The sequence below is a fragment of the Roseomonas sp. FDAARGOS_362 genome, assembly GCF_002754815.1.
GTDB lineage: Bacteria > Pseudomonadota > Alphaproteobacteria > Acetobacterales > Acetobacteraceae > Roseomonas > Roseomonas mucosa.
On record NZ_CP024588.1, the window covers coordinates 2,497,238 to 2,512,455 of the forward strand.

14 protein-coding genes are annotated in these 15,218 nt (G+C 69.4%); 7 read left to right on the plus strand and 7 right to left on the minus strand.

The features are described 5' to 3' along the window. Nucleotides 1-43 precede the first annotated feature (43 nt). Nucleotides 44-1,042 carry a 2-hydroxyacid dehydrogenase gene (locus CTJ15_RS16100; RefSeq protein ID WP_019462231.1) on the minus strand — a complete coding sequence of 333 codons (999 nt, stop codon included), beginning with the start codon at nucleotides 1,040-1,042 and terminating at the stop codon, nucleotides 44-46. Nucleotides 1,043-1,482: 440 nt separating this feature from the next. Between CTJ15_RS16100 and rfbF the strand changes: the two genes are divergently transcribed. The 4 genes from rfbF to CTJ15_RS16120 all read left to right on the plus strand — a co-directional run bounded on the left by rfbF (nucleotide 1,483) and on the right by CTJ15_RS16120 (nucleotide 5,773). Further along, nucleotides 1,483-2,256, plus strand: a complete 774-nt coding sequence (gene rfbF / locus CTJ15_RS16105) for a glucose-1-phosphate cytidylyltransferase (protein ID WP_019462230.1) — start codon at nucleotides 1,483-1,485, stop codon at nucleotides 2,254-2,256. Nucleotides 2,257-2,279: 23 nt separating this feature from the next. Then, nucleotides 2,280-3,539 (plus strand): class I SAM-dependent methyltransferase, encoded by a 1,260-nt coding sequence (locus CTJ15_RS16110; RefSeq protein ID WP_058390439.1) that lies wholly within the window; start codon nucleotides 2,280-2,282, stop codon nucleotides 3,537-3,539. Between the two features lie 64 nt (nucleotides 3,540-3,603). Further along, entirely contained in the window at nucleotides 3,604-4,614 is a 1,011-nt protein-coding gene (locus CTJ15_RS16115) for a glycosyltransferase family A protein (protein WP_075821565.1), read from the plus strand. A gap of 109 nt (nucleotides 4,615-4,723) precedes the next feature. Then, nucleotides 4,724-5,773 (plus strand): NAD(P)-dependent oxidoreductase, encoded by a 1,050-nt coding sequence (locus CTJ15_RS16120; RefSeq protein WP_058390431.1) that lies wholly within the window; start codon nucleotides 4,724-4,726, stop codon nucleotides 5,771-5,773. Between the two features lie 399 nt (nucleotides 5,774-6,172). On the opposite strand, the gene paaZ is transcribed toward CTJ15_RS16120, so the two are convergent. After that, entirely contained in the window at nucleotides 6,173-8,209 is a 2,037-nt protein-coding gene (gene paaZ, locus CTJ15_RS16125; protein WP_058390430.1) for a phenylacetic acid degradation bifunctional protein PaaZ, read from the minus strand. A 306-nt stretch (nucleotides 8,210-8,515) separates the two neighbouring features. Here paaZ and paaG point away from each other — a divergent pair, with 306 nt between their 5' ends. The 3 genes from paaG to CTJ15_RS16140 all read left to right on the plus strand — a co-directional run bounded on the left by paaG (nucleotide 8,516) and on the right by CTJ15_RS16140 (nucleotide 11,497). After that, the gene (gene paaG, locus CTJ15_RS16130; protein ID WP_058390429.1) at nucleotides 8,516-9,304 is read left to right on the plus strand and encodes a 2-(1,2-epoxy-1,2-dihydrophenyl)acetyl-CoA isomerase PaaG; all 789 of its coding nucleotides are present in this window, start codon (nucleotides 8,516-8,518) and stop codon (nucleotides 9,302-9,304) included. Nucleotides 9,305-9,354: 50 nt separating this feature from the next. Next, nucleotides 9,355-10,701 carry a phenylacetate--CoA ligase PaaK gene (paaK, locus tag CTJ15_RS16135; RefSeq protein WP_079253351.1) on the plus strand — a complete coding sequence of 449 codons (1,347 nt, stop codon included), beginning with the start codon at nucleotides 9,355-9,357 and terminating at the stop codon, nucleotides 10,699-10,701. Nucleotides 10,702-10,861: 160 nt separating this feature from the next. Further along, complete coding sequence (locus tag CTJ15_RS16140; protein WP_019462223.1) at nucleotides 10,862-11,497, plus strand: TetR/AcrR family transcriptional regulator; 636 nt, start codon at nucleotides 10,862-10,864, stop codon at nucleotides 11,495-11,497. Here CTJ15_RS16140 and paaE read toward each other — a convergent pair. Genes paaE through paaA form a run of 5 tightly spaced genes read right to left on the minus strand, consistent with a single transcriptional unit; the run spans nucleotide 11,475 to nucleotide 15,189 of the window. After that, on the minus strand, nucleotides 11,475-12,563 hold the full coding sequence (gene paaE, locus CTJ15_RS16145) for a 1,2-phenylacetyl-CoA epoxidase subunit PaaE (protein WP_019462222.1): 1,089 nt from the start codon (nucleotides 12,561-12,563) through the stop codon (nucleotides 11,475-11,477). The genes CTJ15_RS16140 and paaE overlap by 23 nt on opposite strands. A 10-nt stretch (nucleotides 12,564-12,573) precedes the next feature. Then, a complete protein-coding gene (gene paaD, locus CTJ15_RS16150; RefSeq protein ID WP_058390428.1) occupies nucleotides 12,574-13,071 on the minus strand; it encodes a 1,2-phenylacetyl-CoA epoxidase subunit PaaD in 498 nt (165 codons plus the stop codon). Then, entirely contained in the window at nucleotides 13,065-13,844 is a 780-nt protein-coding gene (gene paaC, locus CTJ15_RS16155; RefSeq protein ID WP_058390427.1) for a 1,2-phenylacetyl-CoA epoxidase subunit PaaC, read from the minus strand. Before paaC ends, paaD begins: the two co-directional genes overlap by 7 nt. A 21-nt stretch (nucleotides 13,845-13,865) precedes the next feature. Then, complete coding sequence (gene paaB / locus CTJ15_RS16160) at nucleotides 13,866-14,153, minus strand: 1,2-phenylacetyl-CoA epoxidase subunit PaaB (RefSeq protein ID WP_019462219.1); 288 nt, start codon at nucleotides 14,151-14,153, stop codon at nucleotides 13,866-13,868. 16 nt (nucleotides 14,154-14,169) lie between these two features. Next, nucleotides 14,170-15,189 carry a 1,2-phenylacetyl-CoA epoxidase subunit PaaA gene (paaA, locus tag CTJ15_RS16165; RefSeq protein WP_058390426.1) on the minus strand — a complete coding sequence of 340 codons (1,020 nt, stop codon included), beginning with the start codon at nucleotides 15,187-15,189 and terminating at the stop codon, nucleotides 14,170-14,172. Between the last annotated feature and the right edge of the window lie 29 nt (nucleotides 15,190-15,218).

Below are 15,218 nucleotides of genomic sequence, written 5' to 3' on the forward strand. Positions count from 1 at the left end.
GAGGCGGGCTCGAAGCGCAACGCAGCCAGGAAAGGCCGCCGCCTCAGTCCGGGGCGCGGATCTCGTTGACCAGGGGTTCGCCGCGTTCGAAGGCGCTGATGCTGTCCAGCGTGGTCGCGCAGATCGTGCCGATCGCCTCGCGGGTGAAGAAGGCCTGGTGGCCGGTCAGCAGCACGTTGGGGAAGGAGACGAGGCGCTGGATCACGTCGTCGGCGATGATGTCGCTCGACAGGTCGCGGAAGAACAGGTCGGCCTCCTGCTCGTACACATCGATGGCCAGGCCACCCAGCAGGCCGTTCTTCAGCGCGCCGATGGCCGCGTTGGTGTCCACCAGCCCGCCGCGGCTGGTGTTCACCAGGATCAGCCCGGGCTTCACCACGGCCAGGCTGCCTTCGTTGATGATATGGCGGGTTTCGGGTGTCAGCGGGCAGTGCAGGGAAATGACGTCGCTTTCCCGCATCAGCTGGTCCACCGGGACATAGCGGCCGCCCAGCGCCTCGAACTCCGGGGCGGGATAGGCGTCGTAGCCCAGGACGGTGCAGCCGAAGCCGCGCATGATCCCGGCGAAGACCTTGCCGATCTTGCCGGTGCCGATCACCCCGACGGTGCGGCCGTGCAGGTCGAAGCCCATCAGCCCGTCCAGCTCGAAATTGCCGCCGCGGGTGCGTTCGTAGGCCCGGTGGATGCGGCGGTTCAGGGTCAGCAGCAGGCCGACCGCGAACTCTGCCACGGAATAGGGTGAATAGACTGTCACCCGGACCACTCGGATGCCTTGTTCCCGGGCAGCCTCCAGGTCGATCTGGTTGAAGCCGGTCGAGCGGGTGGCAACCAGCCGGGTGCCGCCCCTGGCCAGGGCAGCGAGCACCCCGGCATCCACCTGGTCGTTCACGAAGACGCTGACGGCCGGGTAGCCGGCAGCCAGGACAACCGTATCCGGCCCCAGCATCGCCTCCTGGAAGGTCAGCGCGTGGCCATGGCTGCGGTTGGCCTCGGTCAGCAGGACCCGGTCGTAGCGCTTGGCACTGAACACGGCGACTTTCATGGCGGGTTCCCCGGCGATGCCGGTAGGGTCGTCACGGACCGCCGCGAAGTCCAGCCGGAAAAGCCGTTGCCGGCCCGGTTCCTTCCGGAGGGCGAGCGGCCGGGACCGGCCCTCGTGGGGCCGACATGGCTCGCGTGGCGTTGGTCTCCACGCGGGCGCCGGCAAGGCGAGGTTGTGGCCGAATCGGTTCCAACCGCCTGTTCCGGCGATTTTCCCGGCAAAGCAGGCCCGGAATGCTTCCGGCAGCCATCACGAAACCGCGAAGAACGTGTCATTTATGAGATTACGTCATGGAAAAGTTGTTGAAGCGCAAATCAGACTAGAATTTTGGCTCGCCTCTCGGTTATCGTCTCTTTAAATCGCTTGTCCAACGAAGCTGGAACGCGCCGGTGGGGCGCTTCCACCGGGCAACGTCGCGAATTCCGAGAGAGGTTCGGTTCATGGTCAGAAAAGCGGTCATCCTGTCAGGCGGCTACGGCACGCGCCTGATGGAAGAAACCGACACCCGTCCCAAGCCGATGGTGGAGGTAGGGGGCCGCCCGATCCTCTGGCACATCATGAAGATCTATGCCGCGGCGGGGATCACCGAATTCGTGATCCCGCTCGGCTACAAGGGTCACATGATCAAGCAGTACTTCGCCGACTACTACCTGCATGCCTCGGACCTGACGGTGGACCTGACCTCGGGCACGACCACCATGCTGCGGCACACGGCGGAGCCCTGGAAGATCACCCTGGTCGATACCGGCATCGAGACCATGACAGGCGGCCGCCTCCGCCGGGTGCGCGAGCATCTGGAGGGCGAAAGCTTCTGCATGACCTATGGCGACGGCGTCACCGACCTCGACGTCCGGCAGGCCGTCGCCTTCCACGAGGCCCATGGCCGCCATGCCACCGTCACCGCCGTGCCGCCGCCCGCCCGCTTCGGCTCGCTGGAGCTCGACGGTGACCGCGTGACCCAGTTCCGCGAGAAGCCGCTGGGCGACAACAACCTGATCAATGGCGGCTTCTTCGTGCTCGGGCCGGATGTGTTCCGCTACCTGGACGGCGACAGCACGATCTTCGAACGCACCCCCATGGAGGGCCTGGCCCGCGATGGCGAGCTCATGGCCTACAAGCACATGGGCTTCTGGTACTCGATGGACACGCTGAAGGACAAGAAGCACCTGGAGGAGCTCTGGGCCACCGGCCGGGCACCCTGGAAGGTCTGGTGAGAAGCGCAACGATGGACAACGTGATGACCGAACAGCTTATCGCGGGTGCGGCCAAGGCCGGCTGCTGCCGCCTCTGCAACGCGCCGCTGCGCACCACCTTCTCCGACCTCAACATGTCGCCGCTGGCGAACTCCTTCGTGCCGGCGGACCGTGCCTATGCGATGGAGCCCTTCTACCCGCTGCACGCCTTTGTCTGCGACGAGTGCAAGCTGGTGCAGCTTTCCGAGTTCGAGACGCCGCAGGCCATCTTCGGCGACTACCTCTACTTCTCCTCCTTCTCCGACGCCTGGCTGCGCCACGCGGAGACCTATGCGAAGCGCATGACCGAGCGCTTCGGCCTGACGCCGGATTCGCTGGTGGTCGAGATCGCCAGCAACGACGGCTACCTGCTGCAGTACTTCAAGGCGATGGGCATCAAGGTGCTCGGCGTCGATCCGGCCGCCAACGTGGCGCAGGAGGCGATCGCCAAGGGCATCCCGACCGAGGTCGCCTTCTTCGGCGCCGAGACGGCCAGTCGCCTGCGCGCCGCCGGCCACGCGCCGAAGCAGATGGCCGCCAACAACGTGCTGGCGCATGTCCCCGACATGCACGACTTCCTGGAGGGCTTCCGCATCCTCCTGGCGCCGGACGGCGTGGTGACCTTCGAGTTCCCGCATCTGCTGAAGCTGATGCAGGAGAACCAGTTCGACACGATCTACCACGAGCACTTCTCCTACCTCTCGCTGCTGGCGGTGGAGCGGGCGCTGGCGGATCACGGGCTGGCCGTCTTCGACATCGAGGAAGTGCCGACGCATGGCGGCTCGCTGCGCGTCTTCGCGCGCCATGCCGGGAACACGGCGCTTCCTGAGCTGCCCTCGGTACAGAAGATCCGCGATGCCGAGAAGGATTACGGGCTCTACGGCCTCGACGCCTATCGCGCCTTCGCGGCCAGCACGGTCAAGATCAAGTGCGATCTGCTGCGCTTCCTGATCCAGGCCAAGGCCGAGGGCAAGGTCGTCGCCGGCTACGGCGCCCCGGCCAAGGGCAACACGCTGCTGAACTACTGCGGCGTGGGTCCGGAGCTGGTCCCCTTCACCGTGGACCGCAGCCACCACAAGCAGGGCCATCTCCTGCCGGGCGTGCGGATCCCCATCAAGGCGCCACAGGTGATCCTCGACGCCAAGCCCGACTACGTCCTGATCCTGCCCTGGAACTTCAAGGACGAGATCGTCGAGCAGATGGCGGCGATCCGCGAATGGGGCGGGAAGTTCGTGGTGCCGATCCCGGAGCTGAAGATCCTCTGAGGCCCGAAGCCATGGGCAGGCGGCGAGCCCGCCCATGGCATGTCCGGAAACAGGCAGGGATCGCGTGCGGGACGGAGCGGAGGGACGGGAGGTGCAGGTGCAGGTGCAGGACATGAGCGGTCTCATCACCATCGGCATCCCGGCCCGCGGCCGGCCCTCGCTGCTCCAGGCGATGCGCTCCTGCCTGGAACAGGATTACCGCCCCCTGGAGATCGATGTCTGCGACGCTTCGCCGGGCGACGAGGTGGGCAGGCTGCTGCGCGCCCTGCCCCTGCCGGACGGCATCACCCTCCGCCACTGCCGCAGCCGGCTGGCGACCGACCTCAACGGCTGCCTGAACCGGCTGATCGACCACGCGCGGGGCGAAAGGCTGGTCATCCTGCAGGACGACGACGCGCTGCTGCCCGGCGCCGTCACGGCGCTGGACGCCGCCTACCGCGCCAATCCGGACGTGGTCGCCGCCTATGGCCTCCAGCACTGCATCCTGGCCTCCGGCGAGTTCTCTGCCGAGGACACGGCGCGCCACAACGGGCGCCACCGGCGGATCGCCGCCGAGGCCGGGACCCGCTATGACCTGCTGGTCTGTGCCCTGTGGCGGCAGATCCCCCGCGACGGCGTCCTGATCCGCAGCGATGTCGCGAGGCAGATCGGCTACCGCGACGTGTCCGAGGTCGGGCTGGCGGGCGACACGGATTTCGGCATCCGGCTGGCCATGGCGTATCGCGGCCACGCCTTCTCCTTCATCGACCGGCCGACCAGCCTCCACCGCCTCCCGGCGCGGCAGGAGACCGGGATGAGCGGCGATGTCGTGGCGCGCCTCTATGACCATCTCGCCAGCCTCCGCGACCTGTCGCCCGCCGAGGCCCAGGCCCGGGATCGGCTCTGGCGGGATCTCGCGCCGCAGGCGGTGCTGGAGCATGCCCTGGGCCGTCGGCGGCGCGAGGCGGTGCGCGTGCTCCTGTCCGGGCACTACGCCTGGCGGCAGGACCTGCCGAAGACCCTCTATCACCTCGTGCTGACCGCCCTGCCGGGCGTGCGGCACTTGCGCCGTTTCGGCACCGCGCGACGGGCCTGAAGCGGATGCGGCTTTCAACGGAGGAGACCCGGCCCGTGCTGCCCGGCCCGGTTTCCATGGCGCCCCTCCTCACGGGGCATGGCAGCTTCCATCAGGGGCAAGGACCAGGATGCGTATTCTGATCACCGGCAACATGGGCTATGTCGGCCCTGTCTTGGTTCGGCACTTGCGGCAGCGTTTCCCGCAGGCCGAACTCATCGGCTTCGACAGCGGGCTGTTCGCCCATTGCCTGACCACCCCCGACGCCGTGCCGGAGGTGCTGCTGGACGCGCAGCATTTCGGCGACGTGCGGGCCTTTCCCGCCATCCTGCTGAAGGGTGTGGATGCGGTGGTGCACCTTTCCGCCCTGTCCAACGACCCGATGGGCAAGAATTTCGAGGCGCCCACCGAGGCCATCAACTACCGCGCCAGCCTGAAGATGGCGGAGCTCGCCCGTGATGCCGGGGTGAAGCACTTCGTCTTCGCCTCCTCCTGCAGCGTCTATGGCGCGGCCTCGGAAGGCGCGAAGCGTGAGGGCGACAGCACCGACCCGCTGACCGCCTATGCCCGTTCCAAGGTCGGCACCGAGGACGGGCTGCGCCAGTTCGACGCGGGCGACATGACCGTCACCTGCCTGCGCTTCGCCACCGCCTGCGGCATGTCGGACCGGCTGCGCCTCGACCTCGTGCTGAACGACTTCGTGGCCTGCGCCCTGACCTCCGGCCGGATCACGGTGCTGAGCGACGGCTCGCCCTGGCGTCCGCTGATCCATGTGAAGGACATGGCGCGCGCCATCGAATGGGCAGCCACCCGCAAGCCGGAGAATGGCGGCCCGTTCCTGGTGGTGAATGCCGGCAGCGAGCCGTGGAACTATCAGGTTCGCGACCTGGCGCAGGAAGTCGCGGCGCAGCTTCCCGGCACGCAGGTGAGCATCAACACCGACGCCCCGCCCGACCGTCGCTCCTACCGCGTGGATTTCGGCCTGTTCCGTGAGCTGGCGCCGCAGCACCAGCCGCAGGTGACGCTGGACGAGGCGATCGCCGGGCTGATTGAGGGCCTGCGCCGGATCGGGTTCAACGATCCGGAATTCCGCAGCTCGTCCTATATCCGGCTGCACACCCTTTCCCGCCACATCGACGGCGGGCGCCTTTCACCGGATATCCGCTGGGTCCGCCAGTAGCCGCAAAGCCGGGCCGCGGCGTCGCACCCGTGGCTGGCCCCCGGGTGAGAGGCGCCGCCTCTCACCCCGGCCCCCCTCTCCGCCGGGGACCGGAGCCGGTCCCCGGACCCCAAGCTTTCGTGGGTTCCCGTGGCGGCAGTCAGCCTGCGGCCTGATCCCTGGGAGCAGGTGGAAAGGCGGGGCTCCCGGAAAGAAGACTGGACACCTTGTCAGCGTTGGCGGTGCCGGCAGTCCGCCGGAGAGCCATGCCCTCCGGCGCGATCCGGTGTCAGCAGGCGCCAACGAACCGGAACCAGGGCACGCCGTGTCCTGGCGAAGTAGGGACCGAGGAGGGAGTGCCGGGGCGAGGCAGCGACTTGCCCCCAACACACCGCCGCACCGGCGAGCCATCCTTCGCGCTCACGGCATCCGCGCGCTCATGGTCAGGAGTTCGTAGCGCGCCACCGTCTCGTCCTCCTGGTTGAAGACCTCCACATCCCAGCGCACCTCGCCGTATTCCGGCTTCCGCGCGGGGTTCTTCCGCTGCACGGTCAGCCGCACGCGGATCGAATCCCCGGGCGAGACGGGCTTGAGGAAGCGCAGCCGGTCCAGCCCGTAATTGGCGAGGAGCGGCCCGGGGGCAGGATCGACGAAGAGCCCGGCGGCGAAGCTCAGGATCAGGTAGCCATGCGCGACGCGGCCGGGGAAGAAGGGGTTCGCCTTCGCCGCCGCCTCGTCCATATGGGCGTAGAAGTTGTCGCCGGTGAATGCGGCGAAGTGCTCGATATCCGCCAGCGTGATGGTGCGCGGCCCGGTTTCCACCGTGTCGCCGACGGAAAGCGCGTCGTAGTCCAGGCGGAAGGGATGGGATTCCGGGATGCGCGTGGGCGCGCCCTTGATCCATCCCTCGCCCAGCGCGGCGAGCTTGGCGGGCGAGGCCTGGAGCGCCGTGCGCTGCATGTGGTGGAAGACGCCGCGCAGGCCGCCCATCTCCTCGCCGCCGCCCGCACGGCCAGGGCCGCCATGCACCAGCGCCGGCAAGGGCGAGCCATGGCCGGTGGATTCCGCCGCGCTGTCGCGGTCGAGCAGGAAGAGGCGGCCGTGATAGGGCGCCAGCCCCGCCACCAGCTCCGCCGTCACCGTGGGGTCGTAGGAGAAGGCGGAGGCCACCAGGCTGCCCTCGCCGCGCCTTGCCAGGGCGACGGCTTCCTCCACCCCGTCATAGGGCATCAGCGTCGCCACGGGGCCGAAGGCTTCCAGCTCATGAACCAGGCTGGCCTGCAACGGGTGCTCGCAATGGAGCAGCACCGGGGCCATGAAGGCGCCCTTCTCCGCATCGCCGCCCAGCACCTCGCAATGGTCCGGATCGCCGCAAAGGATCGTCGCCTCGGCCCGGAGGCGCGCCACCGCCGCGCGCACGTCGCGGCGCTGGTCCAGGCTGGCGAGCGGCCCCATGCGCACGTCGTCGCGCCGCGGATCGCCGACGGCGACCTTGCCCAGCCGGGCGGCGAGCGCCTCCGCCACCGCCCCGATCCTTTCGCGCGGCACCAGGATACGGCGGATGGCGGTGCATTTCTGCCCGGCCTTGGCCGTCATCTCGCGCACCACCTCCTTCACGAAGAGGTCGAATTCCGGTGCTTCCGGCGTCGCATCGGGGCCGAGGATGGCGGCGTTCAGCGAGTCCCGCTCCGCCACGAAGCGCACCGCGTTGCGCGACACCGCCGGGTTGTCGCGCAGCTTCACCGAGGTGGCGGCGGAGCCGGTGAAGGAGAGCAGGTCCTGCCCCGTCAGATGGTCCAGCAGGTCGCCCGTGCCGCCGGCCACGAACTGGAAGGCGCCCGGCGGCAGGAGGCCGGATGCCACGATCGCCTCCGCCACCGCATGGGCGACATAGGCGGTGGCGGTGGCCGGCTTGGCGATCACCGGCATGCCGGCCAGGATCGCGGGCGCCAGCTTCTCCAGCATGCCCCAACAGGGGAAGTTGAAGGCGTTCACATGCACCGCCACGCCCTGCAGCGGCGACAGGATGTGCAGCCCGGCGAAGCTGCCGTTGCGCGAAAGCCTCTCGACCTCGCCCTCCACCACGAAGCGTCCGGCGGGAAGCTCGCGGCGGCCGCGCGAGGCATAGGCGAAGAGCGTGCCGATGCCGCCGTCGATGTCGATCAGGCTGTCGCGCCGTGTCGCGCCCGTGTCGAAGGAGAGCTCGTAGAACGCCTCCTTGCGGTCGCCGAGGAAGGTGGCGAGGCGCTTCAGCATCTCCGCCCGCGCATGGAAGCCCAGGCGGCGCAGGGCGGGGCCGCCCGCCTCCCGCGCATGGCGGGCCATGGCGGCGAAATCCAGGCCCTCGCTGGAGGCCGTGGCCACCACCCGGCCATCGACGGCGCCGCGGATCTCGGCACCCGGGCCAGAGGGGGCGATCCAGCGGTCCTGGGCATAGCTGCGGAGGGTGAGCGGCATCGGCATGGTTTCCTTCCCCTGGGTACATCCCGTCGTTCCGGGCTCTGCGGGCCCTTTCCCCCTGGCCTGGCGGTTCCGGCAGTGCGATGGGGATAGCAAAATTATTTGACCGTCCGGACAGTCAATACAAGCTTTTCCTCGGGAGTTCCTCTGCTGCACCGCACAGCGCGAGGTCGGCCAGCACGCGATCCGTCATTGACAGGAGACAGGCGCCAGGGGGTTAATCGACCGTCCAGACGGTCAATAAAACAGGAAAATGGTCACGGGCGGCGTAAGCCCGCGCCATCATAGGGGGGAGACGCGTCGATGAGCGACACGGTGCTGGTCGAGAACCGGGGAGGCTGGCGGAAGATCACGCTCCACCGCCCGGACAAGCTCAACGCCTTCAACGAGGAACTGCACGCCGCCCTGGCCGCGGCGCTGGACGGGGCCGCCGCCGATGCCGATTGCCGCGCCGTGCTGCTGACCGGCGCCGGTCGCGGCTTCTGCGCCGGGCAGGATCTCGGCGACCGGCGGGGCGAGGACGGACCGCCCGATCTCGGCAAGACGCTGGAGTGCCTCTACAACCCCCTGGTGCGCCGGCTGCGCGGCCTGCCCAAGCCGGTGGTCTGCGCCGTCAACGGCGTGGCGGCGGGGGCCGGGGCCAATATCGCCCTGGCCTGCGACATCGTGCTGGCGGCGCATTCGGCGAAGTTCATCCAGGCCTTCGCCCGCATCGGCCTGGTCCCGGATTCCGGCGGCACCCATACCCTGCCGCGCCTGGTGGGCGAGGCACGGGCCCGCGCGCTAATGCTGCTGGGCGAACCCGTCGAGGCACGACAGGCCGAGGCCTGGGGCATGATCTGGCGCGCGCTGCCGGACGAGGCGCTGATGCCGGAGGCCGAGGCCCTGGCGGCGCGTCTGGCCACCCAGCCGACCCAGGGCCTGGTCCTGACCAAGCAGGCGCTGGAGTCCTCCGCCACCAACACGCTCGCCGCGCAGCTCGACCTGGAGCGCGACCTGCAGCGCCGGGCCGGGCGAACGCCGGATTACGCCGAGGGCGTGCGCGCCTTCCTGGAGAAGCGGCCGCCGCGCTTCACCGGCCGCGCCGGATAGGCTTTCGCGACAATGGCCCTCGCCAAGAGGCCCCTGGAGGAACGGAAACCATGAGCGCCCCAAGCCTGAGCGCCCCTTTGGCCACGGAACCGTCCGGCAGCGCTGCCCCCGTCCCGTTCCTGCACGCGGTGGAAGGCGCCAGCCGTGCCGAGATCCAGGCGCTGCAACGCGAGCGCCTCGCGCGGACGCTGCACCACGTTTATGAGAACGTCCCTTTCTACCGCGCGAAGTTCGACGCCGCGGGCGTGCATCCGCGCGACTTCCGGGACCTGCCGGACCTCGCGAAATTCCCCTTCACGGTGAAGACCGACCTGCGCGACACCTATCCCTTCGGCATGCTGGCCGTGCCGCGGGACCGGATCGCACGGTTGCACGGCTCCTCCGGCACCACGGGCAAGCCGATCGTGGTCGGCTATACCCAGGGGGACCTGGACCGCTGGGCCGACCTGATGGCGCGCTCCATCCATGCCGCCGGCGGGCGGCCGGGGATGATGCTGCACAACGCCTATGGCTACGGGCTCTTCACCGGCGGGCTCGGCGCCCATGCCGGCGGCGAGCGGCTCGGCTGTACCGTGGTGCCGGTCTCCGGCGGCATGACCGAGCGGCAGGTGCAGCTCATCAACGACTTCCGGCCCGGGATCATCATGGTCACGCCCAGCTACATGCTGGCGCTGCTGGACGAGTTCCACCGCCAGGGCCTCGACCCACGGCAGAGCTCGCTGCGGATCGGCATCTTCGGCGCCGAGCCCTGGACCAACGCGATGCGCCAGCAGATCGAGCAGGCCTTCGACATGCAGGCGGTGGACATCTACGGCCTGTCCGAGGTCATGGGACCCGGCGTGGCGCAGGAATGCGTGGAAACCAAGGACGGGCTGCATGTCTGGGAGGACCATTTCCTGCCCGAGGTGATCGACCCCCGCACCGGCGCGGTGCTGCCCGATGGCGAGAAGGGCGAGCTGGTCTTCACCACCCTGACCAAGGAGGGGATGCCCGTCATCCGCTACCGCACCCGGGACCTCACGCGCCTCCTCCCCGGCACGGCGCGGCCCGGCATGCGGCGGATGGAGAAGATCACCGGCCGCAGCGACGACATGATCATCCTGCGCGGCGTGAACGTCTTCCCGTCCCAGATCGAGGAGATCCTGCTCGGCCAGAACTGGTGCAGCGGGCATTTCCAGATCCACCTGACGCGCGAGGGGCGGCTCGACCAGATGGCGGTGCATGTGGAATGCCAGGGCGGCTACTGGGACGGCGAGGGCATGTTGCACGAGGCCGGGGAGATCGTCCGCCTGATCAAGAACATGGTCGGCATCACCACCCGCGTCGTGGTGGAACAGCCCGGCACGCTGGAACGTTCCATCGGCAAGATCCGCCGCGTGATCGACCGGCGGGGATAGGGGTGCGTTTTCGCGACAGCCCCGCGGGAGAGGCCTTGCCTCCCCCCGCCACCGGGGAGGCGTTGCCCTCTCCCGGCCATGGCGGCGCGGCCGGAAGCTTGACACGACAGGACCCAGGCCGGATTCCGGCCGGTGTCCCGATCCGCAGCAGGAATTGCCGATGAGCCGCCCGCGCGCATCCGACCATGACGACAAGCGCCGTGCGATCCTGGACCGCTCCGCGCGGCTTTTCGCCGAGCACGGCTATGACCGCGCCTCGACCAGCATGATCGCCCAGGCCTGCGGCGTGTCGAAGGCGCTGCTCTACCACTACTACCGCGACAAGCTGGAACTGCTGCACGACATCATCCGCTTCCACCTGGAGGAGCTGGTGGAGGTGGTGGAGGCCGTCTCGCCGCAGCCCGGGGCGCCGCCGCGCCGCTATCTGGAGGACCTCGCCGTGGCGCTGCTCGGCGCCTATGCCGGCGCGGATGCGGCGCATCAGGTGCAGATCGGGCAGTTGCGCCTGCTGCCGGAGGAGAAGAAGCGCGAGCTGGTGGCGCTGGAACGCCGCCTCGTCGCGGTCTTCGCCGAGGCGCTGCTGGCGGCGCGGCCGGACCTCGCCGGCAACCGGCTGCTGCTGAAGCCGCTCACGATGTCGCTCTTCGGCATGCTGAACTGGAACTACATGTGGTTCCGCCCCGGCGGCCCGCTCGGGCGGGAGGACTATGCCCGCCTCGCGGTCGGCCTCGTGCTGGATGGCGCTCCCAGCAAGATGGCCTTGCCGGAACTCGTCACATCTGATCGTAGTCGATGACCACGCGCGCGCTGGTGGGGCGCGCCTGGCAGGTCAGGGCATAGCCGGCCTCGATCTCCCAGGGCTCCAGCGAGTAGTTGACCTCCATCTCCACCGTGCCCTCCACCACCCGGGCGCGGCAGGTGCTGCACATGCCGCCCTTGCAGGCATAGGGCAGGTCCATCCCCGCCCGCAGCGCGGCGTCAAGCACGGCCTCGCCCTCGGCCACGGGCACCTCGCGCCGCTTGCCATCGACGATCAGCGCGGCGGTGTGCGCGGGCGGTGCGTCCTGGGCGGGCTTCGGCACCACCGCACGGCGCGGGCGGCCGTCGAAGGCGGAGACGAAGCGCTCCACATGCACGCGCTCCTCCGGGATGCCGAGTTCGCGCAGCGTGGCGGCGACATCCTCGCTCATCCCGGCGGGGCCGCACAGGAAGGCGTGGTCCACGCCCGCGGCTGGCACGAGGTGGCGCAGCAGCAGGCGCACCTTCTCCCCATCCAGCCGTCCGTTCAGGATCGGCAGGTCCTGCTCCTCCTGCGACAGGACATGGAAGACGGAGAAGCGTTCGAGGAAACGGTCCTTCAGCTCCTCCAGCGCCTCGCGGAACAGCATGTCGCCAGCGGTGCGGTTGCCGTAGAAAAGGAAGAAGCGGCTGCGTGGCTCCCGTGCCAGCAGGAAGCGGATGATCGAGAGGATCGGCGTGATGCCCGACCCTGCCGCGAAGCCGAGATGCAGACGCGCCTCCCCCGGCTCCGGCGCGATGCCGAAGCGGCCGGTCGGCACCATCACCTCCAGCGCATCGCCCGCCCGCAGCGCCGTGTTGCACCAGCCGGAGAAGCTGCCACCCTCCACGCGCTTCACGGCGATGCGCAGTTCCCCGTCATCGGGGCCGGAGCAGATGGAATAGGAGCGGCGGACCTCCTCGCCCTCGAAGTCCCGCCGGAGCGTCAGGTACTGGCCCGGCCTGAAGCCGTAGAGCGGCTTCAGCGCCTCGGGCACCTCGAAGGCGATGGAGACGGCATCCGGCGTCTCGCGCCGCAGGTCCGCGACGCGGAGGCTGTGGAAGCGCGGCAGGCTGCTCGACATGAAAGCGTCCTCAGTGGCAGCGGAAATGGTCGAAGGGCTCGCGGCAGGCGAGGCAGCGCCACAGCGCCTTGCAGGAGGTGGAGCCGAATTCCGCGATCCGCTCCGTGCGCGCGGAGCCGCATCGCGGGCAGGCCACCTCATCCTCCTCCCCGAACAGGGCACGCCGTCCGCCTGTCCGGCCGGGCGGGGCGATGCCGTAGTCGTGCAGCTTCCGCCGCCCTTCCTCGGTCATCCAGTCCGTGGTCCAGGCGGGGGACAGCACCGTGCGCACGCGCGCCCGCGGAATGCCCGCGCGCTCCAGCGCCATCTCCACCTCCACCGCGATCATGTTCATCGCCGGGCAGCCGGAATAGGTCGGGGTGATCAGCACCTCCACCGCGCCATCCACCTCCCGCACGTCGCGCAGCACGCCCAGGTCGGCGATGGTGAGGACGGGGATCTCCGGGTCCACCACCTCCGCCGCGGCGCGCAGGGCACGGTCGCGCAGGGTTTCCGCGGCACTCACCACACGGCGCCCGGATAGGTGCGCTGGAGATGCTGCATCTCCGCCAGCAGGTGCCCCAGATGCTCGCTGTGCCGGCCGCTGCGGCCGCCGCTCTGCATCCAGGCCTCCGGCGCGGGCATGGACAGCGTCGCCTGTTCCAGCACCTCCCGCACCGTCGCCAGCCAAGTCCCGCGCAGCGTGGCCGGGTCCACCGCCACACCCGCCTCGATCAGCGCGCGCTCGGCCGCATCGGCCTCGAACATCTCACTGGTATAGGGCCAGAGCAGCGCCAGCGCCTCGGCGGCGCGGGCATGGCTCTCGGCGGTGCCGTCGCCCAGGCGGATCACCCATTCCGCGCTGTGGCGCAGGTGATAGGCGCTCTCCTTCTCCGACTTCGCGGCGATGGCGGCGAGCGTGGGGTCGGCGGAGCGCATCATTGCCCGCCAATAGGGATCGGCGAAGGCGGAATAGAGGAACTGCCGCAGGATGGTCCGCGCGAAATCGCCGTTCGGCTGCTCCACCAGCAACAGGTTCCGGTACTGGCCGGACTCCCGCAGATAGGCGAAGCCGTCCTCGTCATGCCCCTCGTCGCCCAGCACCGCCGCATGGGCGTAGAGCGAGCGCGCCTGGCCGATCAGGTCGAGGGCGATGTTGGCCAGCGCCATGTCCTCTTCCGGCATCGGCGCGTGGCCGCACCATTCCGACAGGCGATGGCCCAGGACCAGCGCGTCATCCGCCCGGCGCAGGGCATGGAGCACCGGCGGCGTCTCGCGGACACGGATCGAGCTCGTGGCCATGTGTGCTTCCTTCCCGCCGCGTCACATATGTCCGACCTCGTCCGGCACCTCGTAGAAGGTCGGGTGCCGGTAGATCTTGGAGGCGGTGGGCTCGAACATCATGCCCTTCTCCGAGGGGTCGGAGGCGGTGATGGCGCTGGAGGGCACGACCCAGACCGAGAGCCCTTCCCCCCGCCGCGTATAGACGTCCCGCGCCGCCTGCAGCGCCAGCGTGGCATCCGCCGCGTGCAGCGAGCCGACATGCTTGTGCGACAGGCCGTTGCGGCTGCGGATGAAGACCTCCCAAAGAGGCGTGGCCTGTTCCTTCATGGCTTCCTCCCTCCGCTCAGGCCGCGGCACGGCGGCGCGCGCTGCGCTTGGCCGCATGGGCCAGCGCGGCCTCCCGCACCCAGGCGCCCTCGTGATGCGCCTTGTTGCGCGCGGCCAGGCGCTCGCGGTTGCAGGGGCCGTTGCCGGCCAGGACCTGCTTGAACTCCGCCCAGTCGATCGCGCCATACTGCCAGTGGCCCTGCGCGCCTTCCGGGGCATCGGCCGGGGGCGGCACGAAGCGCAGCTCCGGATCGGGGATGACCAGGCCGAGATACCGCGCCTGCGGCACGGTGGCATCGACGAAGCGCTGTCGCAGTTCGTCATTGGAGAAGCGCTTGATCTTCCAGCGCGTGGACTGGTCGGAATGCTGGCTGGCCGCATCCGGCGGGCCGAACATCATCAGGCAGGGCCACCACCAGCGGTCCAGCGCGTCCTGCGCCATGGCCTTCTGCTCCCCGGAGCCGCGGCACAGCGTCAGCATGATCTCGTAGCCCTGGCGCTGGTGGAAGCTTTCCTCCTTGCAGACGCGGATCATGGCGCGGGCATAGGGGCCGTAGGAGCAGCGGCAGAGCGGGATCTGGTTCATGATCGCCGCGCCGTCCACCAGCCAGCCGATCGCGCCGATATCCGCCCAGGTGAGGGTCGGATAGTTGAAGATCGAGGAATACTTGGCCTTGCCGGCGAGAAGCTGCTCCGTCAGCTCCTCCCGCGTCACGCCCAGCGTCTCGGCGGCGGCGTAGAGGTAGAGGCCGTGGCCGCATTCGTCCTGGACCTTGGCCAGCAGCGCGGCCTTGCGGCGCAGGGAGGGGGCGCGGGTGATCCAGTTGCCTTCCGGCAGCATGCCGACGATCTCGGAATGCGCGTGCTGGGAGATCTGCCGGACCAGCGTCCGGCGATAGGCCTCGGGCATCCAGTCGTTCGGCTCGATGCGCTCCTCCGCATCGACACGCGCCTGGAAGCGCGCAGCCGCCCCGGCATCCTCCAGCAGGGGGATGTCGCGCGGCTCGTCCTTCTGGTTGAGCGCCTGCGTGTACATGGCCGGCCTCCCTGACGTCCTTGGTTGGG

Excerpts from the sequence above, each read along its gene's own strand:
- CTJ15_RS16100 (WP_019462231.1), bottom strand. The coding sequence starts at position 1,042 with ATGAAAGTCGCCGTGTTCAGTGCCAAGCGCTACGACCGGGTCCTGCTG.
- rfbF (WP_019462230.1), top strand. The coding sequence starts at position 1,483 with ATGGTCAGAAAAGCGGTCATCCTGTCAGGCGGCTACGGCACGCGCCTG.
- CTJ15_RS16110 (WP_058390439.1), top strand. The coding sequence starts at position 2,280 with ATGACCGAACAGCTTATCGCGGGTGCGGCCAAGGCCGGCTGCTGCCGC.
- CTJ15_RS16120 (WP_058390431.1), top strand. The coding sequence starts at position 4,724 with ATGCGTATTCTGATCACCGGCAACATGGGCTATGTCGGCCCTGTCTTG.
- paaZ (WP_058390430.1), bottom strand. The coding sequence starts at position 8,209 with ATGCCGCTCACCCTCCGCAGCTATGCCCAGGACCGCTGGATCGCCCCC.
- paaG (WP_058390429.1), top strand. The coding sequence starts at position 8,516 with ATGAGCGACACGGTGCTGGTCGAGAACCGGGGAGGCTGGCGGAAGATC.
- paaK (WP_079253351.1), top strand. The coding sequence starts at position 9,355 with ATGAGCGCCCCAAGCCTGAGCGCCCCTTTGGCCACGGAACCGTCCGGC.
- CTJ15_RS16140 (WP_019462223.1), top strand. The coding sequence starts at position 10,862 with ATGAGCCGCCCGCGCGCATCCGACCATGACGACAAGCGCCGTGCGATC.
- paaE (WP_019462222.1), bottom strand. The coding sequence starts at position 12,563 with ATGTCGAGCAGCCTGCCGCGCTTCCACAGCCTCCGCGTCGCGGACCTG.
- paaC (WP_058390427.1), bottom strand. The coding sequence starts at position 13,844 with ATGGCCACGAGCTCGATCCGTGTCCGCGAGACGCCGCCGGTGCTCCAT.
- paaB (WP_019462219.1), bottom strand. The coding sequence starts at position 14,153 with ATGAAGGAACAGGCCACGCCTCTTTGGGAGGTCTTCATCCGCAGCCGC.
- paaA (WP_058390426.1), bottom strand. The coding sequence starts at position 15,189 with ATGTACACGCAGGCGCTCAACCAGAAGGACGAGCCGCGCGACATCCCC.